This is a genomic window from Cupriavidus sp. 22TCCZM01-5, from assembly GCF_057798915.1.
Window position 1 is genome coordinate 284,672 of sequence record NZ_JBYOJR010000003.1, and the last position, 8,945, is coordinate 293,616.

Here is an 8,945-nt window from a genome sequence, read left to right on the forward strand (position 1 = left end):
TATGTTGCAACGCCGCATAATCTGCCACGAACAGCGCGGATTGACAGCCATCGCTCCATAGGCGGATTCAATTGGAAGCCGGCCGGCACGCTGCCTAGATTGGTTCTCCGGACTATTAAAACCACAGCGAGACAGGTGACTCATGCGGCGAAATGCGAAGACCCGTTCCGAACTGATGGCCATCCTGAACCAGTGCCTGGATAACAACCCCGAATGCGGCGAATGTGAACTTCACGCGGTACGAATGCACCAGCCAGACCATACCGGCTGCAACTGGAGTGCGGAAGTGAACTTCCCGCAGGAGTATGTAGAGAATCTGGACACGCAGCTTGCGGCCGCCAGGTCGATCATCGTGGTCATGCGCGAGCAGTACAACGTGCTGCAATAGCAACCGGGCGCGGCGCGCCTTTGACGCACCACGGAAAAAGGCCGGGTCATCGACCCGGCCTTTTTCATGCCTGCGAGAAAGAGGCGACCGCGCTTAGCGCAGCAAGGCGCTGGCGTTGGCCTCGGCCACCGCGACGGCGGTCATATTGACGATGCGGCGCGTCGTCGCCTGCGGGTTCAGGATGTGCACCGGCTTGGCGGCGCCCAAGAGGATCGGCCCGACCGTGACGCCCTGCCCGCCCGTGATCTTGAGCAGGTTGAACGCGATGTTGGCCGCGTCCAGCGTCGGCATCACCAGCAGGTTGGCGCTGCCGGCCAGCTTGGTCGACGGCAGGAAGTGGCGGCGCACATCCTCGTCCAGCGCGGCATCACCCTGCATCTCGCCTTCGACTTCCAGGTCCGGGGCCACGCGGGCCAGGATCTCGGCGGCCTCGCGCATCTTGCGCGCCGACGGACGCGACGACGAACCGAACATCGAGTGCGACATCAGCGCGACCTTCGGATGCAGGCCGAAGCGGCGGATTTCTTCCGCCGCCAGCTGCGTGATCGCGGCGAGTTCATCGGCGGTCGGGTCCTCGTTGACGAAGGCGTCGGTGATGAACAGTGTGTGCTTCTCGAGCATCAGCGCGTTCAGCGCGGCAAACACCTTTGCGCCGGGCGCCAGGCCAATCACGTCGCGCACGTGTTCCAGGTGCGCCTCGAAACGGCCCACGGTACCGCACAGCAGCGCATCGGCATCGCCCATGTGCATCAGCATCGTGCCGATCAGCGTGTTGGAGCGGCGCAGCGCCACCTTGGCCATGTCGGGCGTGACGCCGTCACGGCCGCGCAGCGCGTGGTAGGCCTCGTGGTAGGCGCGGTAGCGCGGGTCTTCTTCCGGGTTGACCAGGTCGAAGTCCACCCCGGCCTTGAGGCGCAGGCCTGCCTTCTCGATGCGCATCTGGATCACGTGCGGACGGCCGATCAGGGTCGGGCGCGCCAGGCCTTCGTCCACCACGCCCTGCACCGCGCGCAGCACGCGCTCTTCCTCGCCTTCGGCATAGGCGACGCGCTTGGGCGACGCCTTCGCGGCCGAGAACACCGGCTTCATGATCATGCCGGTGTGATAGACGTAGGTCGACAGCTGCTGGCGGTAGGCGTCCAGGTCCTTGATCGGACGCATGGCCACGCCGGACTCTTCCGCGGCCTTGGCCACGGCCGGCGCAATCTTCTCGATCAGGCGCTGGTCGAACGGCGTCGGGATGATGTAGTCGGGGCCGAACTTCAGTTCACGGCCGCCGTAGGCCGCAGCGACTGCGTCGTTGAGTTCCGCTTCGGCCAGTTCGGCGATGGCCTTCACGCAGGCCAGCTTCATCGCTTCCGTGATCTTGGTGGCGCCGCAATCGAGCGCGCCGCGGAAGATGTACGGGAAGCACAGCACGTTGTTGACCTGGTTCGGGTAGTCCGAACGGCCGGTGGCGATGATGCAGTCCGGGCGCGCGGCCTTGGCCACTTCCGGGCGGATTTCCGGCTCGGGGTTGGCCAGCGCCAGGATGATGGGCTTGTCGGCCATGGTCTTGACCATCTCGGCGGTCAGCACGCCGGCGGTCGAGCAGCCCAGGAACACGTCCGCGCCCTTGACGATGTCGGCCAGCGTGCGGGCCGAGGTGTCCTGCGCGTAGCGGGCCTTGTTGGCTTCCATGTTGGCGTCGCGGCCGACATAGATCACGCCCTTCGAGTCCACCACCGAAATGTTCTCGCGCTTCACGCCCAGGCTCACCATGGTGTCCAGGCAGGCGATGGCCGCCGCGCCGGCGCCCGACACGGCCAGCTTCACCGTGGCGACGTCCTTGCCGACCACCTTCAGGCCATTGAGCAACGCCGCGGTCGAGATGATGGCCGTGCCGTGCTGGTCGTCATGGAAGACGGGAATGTTCATGCGCTCGCGCAGCTTCTGCTCGATGTAGAAGCATTCCGGCGCCTTGATGTCCTCGAGGTTCACGCCGCCCAGCGTGGGCTCCAGCGCGGCGACGATCTCGACGATCTTGTCCGGGTCGCGCGCGTCGAGCTCGATGTCGAACACGTCGATGCCGGCGAACTTCTTGAACAGGCAGCCCTTGCCTTCCATCACCGGCTTGCCGGCCAGCGGACCGATGTCGCCCAGGCCCAGCACGGCGGTACCGTTGGTGACCACGGCCACCAGGTTGGCGCGCGAGGTGTACTCGGCAGCGGTCGCCGGATCCTTGGCAATCTCCTCGCAGGCATAGGCCACGCCCGGCGAATACGCCAGCGACAGGTCGCGCTGGTTGGACAGCGCCTTGGTCGCGGTTACCTGGATCTTTCCCTTGGTGGGACTGCGGTGGTATTCCAGCGCAGCGAGGCGCAATTGCGCTTCAGGACTGTTCGGGGCATGTTGCGGTGCATCACCGCTGGTCTTGCTGCTCATTGGCTCGTCCGGAAAATGGCCCGGCACCGGTGCCCGCGCGTATCCCACCATGAACGCAGCGGGCACGACGGCCGGCAGCGAGGGGCAGCATCCTGACGGGCTCCGGCAGTATGGGGCCGGAAATTCGAGCAGCTATTCTAGCCCACGGTTGCGGCGCCGAAACCACCCGTTTCGACCGTTAAGTCGCGTTTTTGGCCGAATATCGCAGCAAAACAGCTTTTACCAATGCGTATGCAATGGCACGCCAATGTATATGCTTCGTCGGCGCTACTTGGGGGCCGGTTTTGCATCCGCCGGAGCCGCCGCAGCCGAGCCCTCATCGACCGGCAAGGTCACGCGCCGGGGCCTGCCGCTCTCGCCCGGAAACTCCGTGAAGGCGCTGCGGATCAGGTACGGCATCATCGCCGCGGGGTTGCCGCTCTCGGTCTGGTTCTGCGCGCTCACCTGGTAGACACGCTGTCCGGTCTTCGCATCCTTGAAATATACGTTCAGGCTGGCGAAGGTCACCGGCACGTCGCGCACGACTGTCTGGGGTGGCCAGTAGCCGGGCCAGCCCCATGGGCCCCACGGCCGGTAGTAGCCGTACGGTCCCCAGTACGGTCCCCACGGGCCATACCACGGGTCCGGGTAGACCGTTTCCGCCACGCGCACCATGCCGGGCGCCGCGTTGTACTCCATGCTCACGCGGTAGCGCGCCTGCTTGTCGGGCACCTGCTCGAAGCCGATCCCGGCCAGCGCGCTGGCCAGCCATTGCTCATAGGTCTGGCGCTCGAGCTGGGCCGCCTGCTCGGGCGTGCGCTCGAAGCTGTAGGTGCGCGGCGCGTCGTTCTGCCAGCCCGGCTGCCGGAAGGCGGTGACATCGGTCACCACCGTGCTGGCACAGCCAGTCAGCAGCATGGCGCCGGCCAGCGCCAGCGACGCGGCCAGCGCGCGCCACATCCCATACTCGCCATCGCGGTGGCCGCCCGTGCCACCGCCCGCCCATTGCCACATATTCAATGCCTCGCTTGTTGTTGATCTGACGTGTCTCTCAGACCACGCCATCGTGCCGGAATTCCCGCTAGGCCCTGCGGCCTACCCCTTGGCTACAATGGTTACTTCAGCGCCGTGCTGCGCCCCCGCGGGCCGGCACGCGCGCTTTCACGGTCTTCCGAAGACAGGATTCCCCATGCTGCGCACCGATACGCCCGTTACCGTCTATCGCAAGGACTATACCCCGCCCGCCTTCACCATCGACCACGTCGAACTGGTTCTGGACCTGGATCCGCAACGCACCATCGTGACCAGCACGCTGCGCTTCGCGCGCCATGCAGCCGCGGCCGCCGACGCGCCGCTGGTGCTCGCCGGCGAGGATCTCGAACTGATCGGCGTGAGCGTGGATGGCAAACCCGTCGCCAACGCTACCCAGCAGGCGGGCACGCTGACGCTGCCCGGCCTGCCCGCGCAGGGAACGCTGGAGATCACCGCGGCCTGCCAGCCGGCGGCCAACACCTCGCTGTCGGGGCTCTACGTCTCGAACGGCAACTTCTTCACGCAGTGCGAAGCCGAGGGCTTCCGCCGCATCACCTATTTCCTGGACCGGCCCGATGTCATGGCCACCTACCGCGTGACGCTGCGCGCCGACCGCGCGGCCTGTCCGGTGCTGCTGTCCAACGGCAACCTCGTCAGCGAACGCGAACTGCCTGGCGGCCGCCACGAAGCGGTGTGGGAAGACCCGTTCCGCAAGCCGTCGTACCTGTTCGCGCTGGTGGCCGGCAAGCTCGAGCGCATCGAGGAACGCATCCAGTCCGCCTCCGGCAAGGACAAGCTGCTGCAGGTCTGGGTCGAGGCGCGCGACCTCGACAAGACCCGCCACGCCATGGATTCGCTGATCCATGCGATCCGCTGGGACGAGCAGCGCTTCGGGCTGGAACTGGACCTGGACCGCTTCATGATCGTCGCCGTCGGCGACTTCAACATGGGCGCGATGGAGAACAAGGGCCTGAACATCTTCAACACGAAATACGTGCTGGCCAATGCGCAGACCGCCACCGATGTCGACTTCGCCAATATCGAGGCCGTGGTCGGCCACGAGTACTTCCACAACTGGACCGGCAACCGCGTGACCTGCCGCGACTGGTTCCAGCTCTCGCTCAAGGAAGGCCTGACCGTGTTCCGCGACCAGGAATTCTCGGCCGACATGATGGGCTCGGAATCGGGCCGCGCGGTCAAGCGCATCGAAGACGTGCGCGTGCTGCGCCAGGTGCAGTTCCCCGAAGACGCCGGCCCCATGGCGCACCCGGTGCGCCCGGACAGCTACGAGGAAATCAACAACTTCTACACCGTCACGGTGTACGAGAAAGGCGCCGAAGTCGTACGCATGTACCAGACCCTGCTGGGCCGCGACGGCTTCCGCAAGGGCATGGACCTGTACTTCCGGCGCCACGACGGCCAGGCCGTTGCCTGCGATGATTTCCGTGCCGCGATGGCGGATGCCAATGGCCGCGACCTCACGCAGTTCGGCCTCTGGTACAGCCAGGCCGGCACCCCGGTAGTCACCGCGCGCACGGCATGGAACGCCGACGACGGCAGCCTGACGCTGAGCTTGTCGCAGCGCTGCCCGAAGGTCGGGATCGAAACGCGCGCCGGCACGCCCGAGAAGCAGCCCTTCCACATCCCGTTCGCGATCGGCCTGCTCGGCGCCGATGGCCATGACCTGCCGCTGCAACTCGAAGGCGAGGCCGCGGCCGGCGCCACCACGCGCGTGCTCGATTTCACGCAGGCCGAGCAGACCTTCCGCTTCATCAACCTGCCGCGCGGCGCGGCGGCGCCGCTGCCGTCGCTGCTGCGCAATTTCTCGGCACCGGTCATCGTCGATGCCGAGTACACGGACGCCCAGCTCACGTTCCTGCTGGCCCACGACAGCGACGCGTTCAACCGCTGGGAAGCCGGCCAGCGCCTGGCCACGCGCGCGCTGCTGCAACTCGTGGCCGACGTGCAGGCCGGCCGCGACCTGAAGCTCGATCCGGCGCTGGTCAGTGCCATGCGCACCGTGCTCAATGACGACCGCCTGAGCCCCGCGTTCCGCGAGCAGGCCCTGGTACTGCCGTCCGAAGCCTATCTGGCCGAGCGCATGGGCGTGGCCGACCCGGCCGCCATCCACCTGGCGCGCCAGTTCATGCGCGCGGGCCTGGCCCATGCGCTGCAGGCCGACTGGCTGGCGGCCTACGAGGCTAACGCCACGCCGGGCGCGTACAGCCCGGATGCTGACTCGGCTTCGCGCCGCGCGCTGCGCAACCTGGCGCTCGGCTACCTGGTCGAGAGCGGCAGCGACGCCATGCTGCAGCTGGCCGGCGAGCAGTACCAGAAGGCCGACAACATGACCGACCGCTTTGCCGCACTCTCGGCGCTGGTCAACAGTTTCGCGCCGGGACGCGAAGCGGCGCTCGCCGACTTCTATGAACGCTTCGAGGATGATGCGCTGGTCATCGACAAATGGTTCTCGCTACAGGGCATGCAGCGCGGCGAGGTCGGCCCGCACGCCGGCAAGCGCACCATCGACACCGTGCGCGCGCTGATGGAACACCCCGCCTTCAACCTGCGCAACCCGAACCGCGCCCGCGCGCTGATCTTCAGCTTCTGCTCGGGCAACCCCGCGCAGTTCCATGCGGCGGACGGTTCCGGCTACCGCTTCTGGGCCGACCAGGTGCTGGCGCTCGATGCGATCAACCCGCAGGTCGCGGCGCGACTGGCACGTGTCCTGGATCGCTGGCAGAAGTACGAGCCGGCCTTGCGCGAACGCATGCGCGCGGAACTGGAGCGTGTGTCGGCATCGGCCTCGCTGTCGCGCGACGTGCGCGAGATCGTCGGCAAGTCGCTGGCCACCTGACGCCAGAGGGCCGGCACCGGTGCGGCGCCGGCCCTCGCGGGACATGTAGAATTGCGGCCATCCAAGGAGAACCATCATGACTCGCATCAGCCTGACCCGATACCTGGTCGAGGAGCAGCGCAAGCACAACACGATCCAGCCCGAACTGCGGCTGCTGATCGAAGTGGTGGCGCGCGCCTGCAAGGCCATTTCCAATTCCGTCAACAAGGGCGCGCTGGCCGGCGTGCTCGGCTCGGCCGGCACCGGCAACGTTCAGGGCGAAACCCAGCAGAAGCTGGACGTGATCGCCAATGAAGTGCTGCTCGACGCCAACGAATGGGGCGGCCACCTCGCCGCCATGGCCTCGGAAGAAATGGAATCGTTCTACGAGATTCCCAACCGCTATCCGAAGGGCGAATACCTGCTGATGTTCGATCCGCTCGACGGTTCGTCCAACATCGACGTCAACGTGTCGATCGGCACCATCTTCTCCGTGCTGCACATGCCCAAGCCCGGCCAGACCGTGACCGAGGCCGACTTCCTGCAGCCCGGCACGCACCAGGTCGCCGCCGGCTACGCCGTGTATGGCCCGCAGACCACGCTGGTACTGACCGTCGGCAACGGCGTGCACGTGTTCACGCTCGACCGCGAAGCCGGCAGCTTCGTGCTGACCCAGTCCGATGTGCAGATTCCCGAAGACACCAAGGAATTCGCCATCAATATGTCCAATATGCGCCACTGGGCCCCGCCCGTGCGCAAGTACATCGACGAATGCCTGGCCGGCGAGGAAGGCCCGCGCGGCAAGAACTTCAACATGCGCTGGATCGCCTCGATGGTCGCCGACGTGCACCGCATCCTCACGCGCGGCGGCATCTTCATGTACCCATGGGACAAGCGCGAGCCCCAGAAGGCCGGCAAGCTGCGCCTGATGTATGAAGCGAACCCGATGGCGATGCTGGTCGAGCAGGCCGGCGGCGCGGCCACCAACGGCCATATCCGCATCCTGGATGTGCAGCCCGAAAAGCTGCACCAGCGCGTGTCGGTGATCCTAGGGTCGAAGAACGAAGTGGAACGCGTCACGCGCTACCACCACGAAGCCGCTGCCCAGCAGGGCTGACGCCACCGGGCATCAGCCTGCTCCTGACAAGGCGCCTTCGGGCGCCTTGTTTGCTTTTCGCCGGCAGGAACCGACCCCCGGGGCGACGTCGCCAGCGATTCGCGATGACCCGCGCGACACAAAAAGTATTGCAGTGAAGTACGAGCGCTGCTATTATTGCGGGCTGTTCCAGTTCAACGGAACGTGTTGCCGAAGTAGCTCAGTCGGTAGAGCAGCTCATTCGTAATGAGAAGGTCGGGGGTTCGATTCCTCTCTTCGGCACCATCGCAAAGGGTCTACACTGACCCGAAAGCCAGTCCTGGCAAGGGTTGCAAGGATTCCGACGCTGTGTGTGGGTACCACTTAGAGTACTTCAGGAGTACCACACGGCTATGGCTATCACCCCCCTCACGCCATCCTGTCAGTCAAGGTCAGATACCTTTGGCTGAAGAGCCCCACGGGTTCGTTCTATTTCAAGCGCAGAATCCCCGAAGACATACAGCCCTACCCTTGGCGGCAAGACGTTCATCCAGGAGTGTCTGCATACCAGAGACCCCAAGGAAGCAGCCAGGAAGATTGCTCGACTGGTTCAGAAGACCAACACGTCATGGGCTCACCTGCGATCACCTACCCACCTGTCCACCATTGAGCAGGCCGAACAGCTTCCGCAAGAGTTTGGGGTAGACCCCAGAACCCCCAAGACCCATGAAGAGGCTCTAGGCCCGCTCTTTGACGAGACAGAAGGCCTGCTATCGGTCAGGGCCAGGGATGACCTGCATCTCGACCAGTCGCAAAGCATATTGGTCGGAGCCCAGGATATTGACAAACACCTGTCACCAACCACGGCAGCAGCCTTTGCTACGACCCAGGGAGGGATGGACTTCCTAGCCTCTGACTGCCTGGACATGTACCTCCGAATGCGGGCACACACCACCAGGGCAAGGAAGACTGCCACTTTCCCTTTTAACTACCTGATAGAACACCTAGGCGACAGAGATATCAGGAAGTACCGAAGGGCAGACGCAAACGAATTCGTCAAACACCTGCTCACTGGCGGTCACGGCAAGAAGCCAATCGCTAGCCTCCCCGTCCGACAGTTCCCTCATGCTGGCCTTCTTTGCGAACTTGCGGTGTGTGTCAAGGTAGTTGTCGCGTCCGCCGCTATGCTGCCTTTTTGTACTCCTTAGGCT

6 protein-coding genes, 1 tRNA gene and 1 pseudogene are annotated in these 8,945 nt (G+C 65.1%); 5 read left to right on the top strand and 3 right to left on the bottom strand.

Annotation, left to right across the window (positions count from 1 at the left end):
• Window positions 1-142 precede the first annotated feature (142 nt).
• Window positions 143-388, top strand: a complete 246-nt coding sequence (locus tag AC3FNH_RS04965) for a hypothetical protein (RefSeq protein WP_276097989.1) — start codon at window positions 143-145, stop codon at window positions 386-388.
• A gap of 93 nt (window positions 389-481) precedes the next feature.
• Here the strand turns inward: AC3FNH_RS04965 and AC3FNH_RS04970 are convergent, their stop codons facing one another.
• Together AC3FNH_RS04970 and AC3FNH_RS04975 are read right to left on the bottom strand one after the other, a co-directional pair.
• Entirely contained in the window at window positions 482-2,812 is a 2,331-nt protein-coding gene (locus tag AC3FNH_RS04970) for an NADP-dependent malic enzyme (RefSeq protein WP_488719242.1), read from the bottom strand.
• Window positions 2,813-3,079: 267 nt separating this feature from the next.
• Window positions 3,080-3,751 carry a DUF4136 domain-containing protein gene (locus AC3FNH_RS04975; protein WP_488719258.1) on the bottom strand — a complete coding sequence of 224 codons (672 nt, stop codon included), beginning with the start codon at window positions 3,749-3,751 and terminating at the stop codon, window positions 3,080-3,082.
• 229 nt (window positions 3,752-3,980) lie between these two features.
• Here AC3FNH_RS04975 and pepN point away from each other — a divergent pair, with 229 nt between their 5' ends.
• From pepN to AC3FNH_RS04995, 4 genes and pseudogenes are all read left to right on the top strand, one after another.
• Window positions 3,981-6,680, top strand: a complete 2,700-nt coding sequence (gene pepN / locus AC3FNH_RS04980; RefSeq protein WP_488719243.1) for an aminopeptidase N — start codon at window positions 3,981-3,983, stop codon at window positions 6,678-6,680.
• A 76-nt stretch (window positions 6,681-6,756) separates the two neighbouring features.
• Entirely contained in the window at window positions 6,757-7,776 is a 1,020-nt protein-coding gene (locus AC3FNH_RS04985) for a class 1 fructose-bisphosphatase (protein ID WP_276097992.1), read from the top strand.
• A gap of 188 nt (window positions 7,777-7,964) precedes the next feature.
• A tRNA-Thr gene (locus AC3FNH_RS04990) sits at window positions 7,965-8,040 on the top strand.
• A gap of 242 nt (window positions 8,041-8,282) precedes the next feature.
• A pseudogene (locus AC3FNH_RS04995) lies at window positions 8,283-8,366 on the top strand (hypothetical protein); the annotation flags it as partial.
• A 372-nt stretch (window positions 8,367-8,738) separates the two neighbouring features.
• Here AC3FNH_RS04995 and AC3FNH_RS05000 read toward each other — a convergent pair.
• The coding region (locus AC3FNH_RS05000; protein ID WP_488719244.1) for a hypothetical protein at window positions 8,739-8,945 on the bottom strand (207 nt) is incomplete at its 5' end.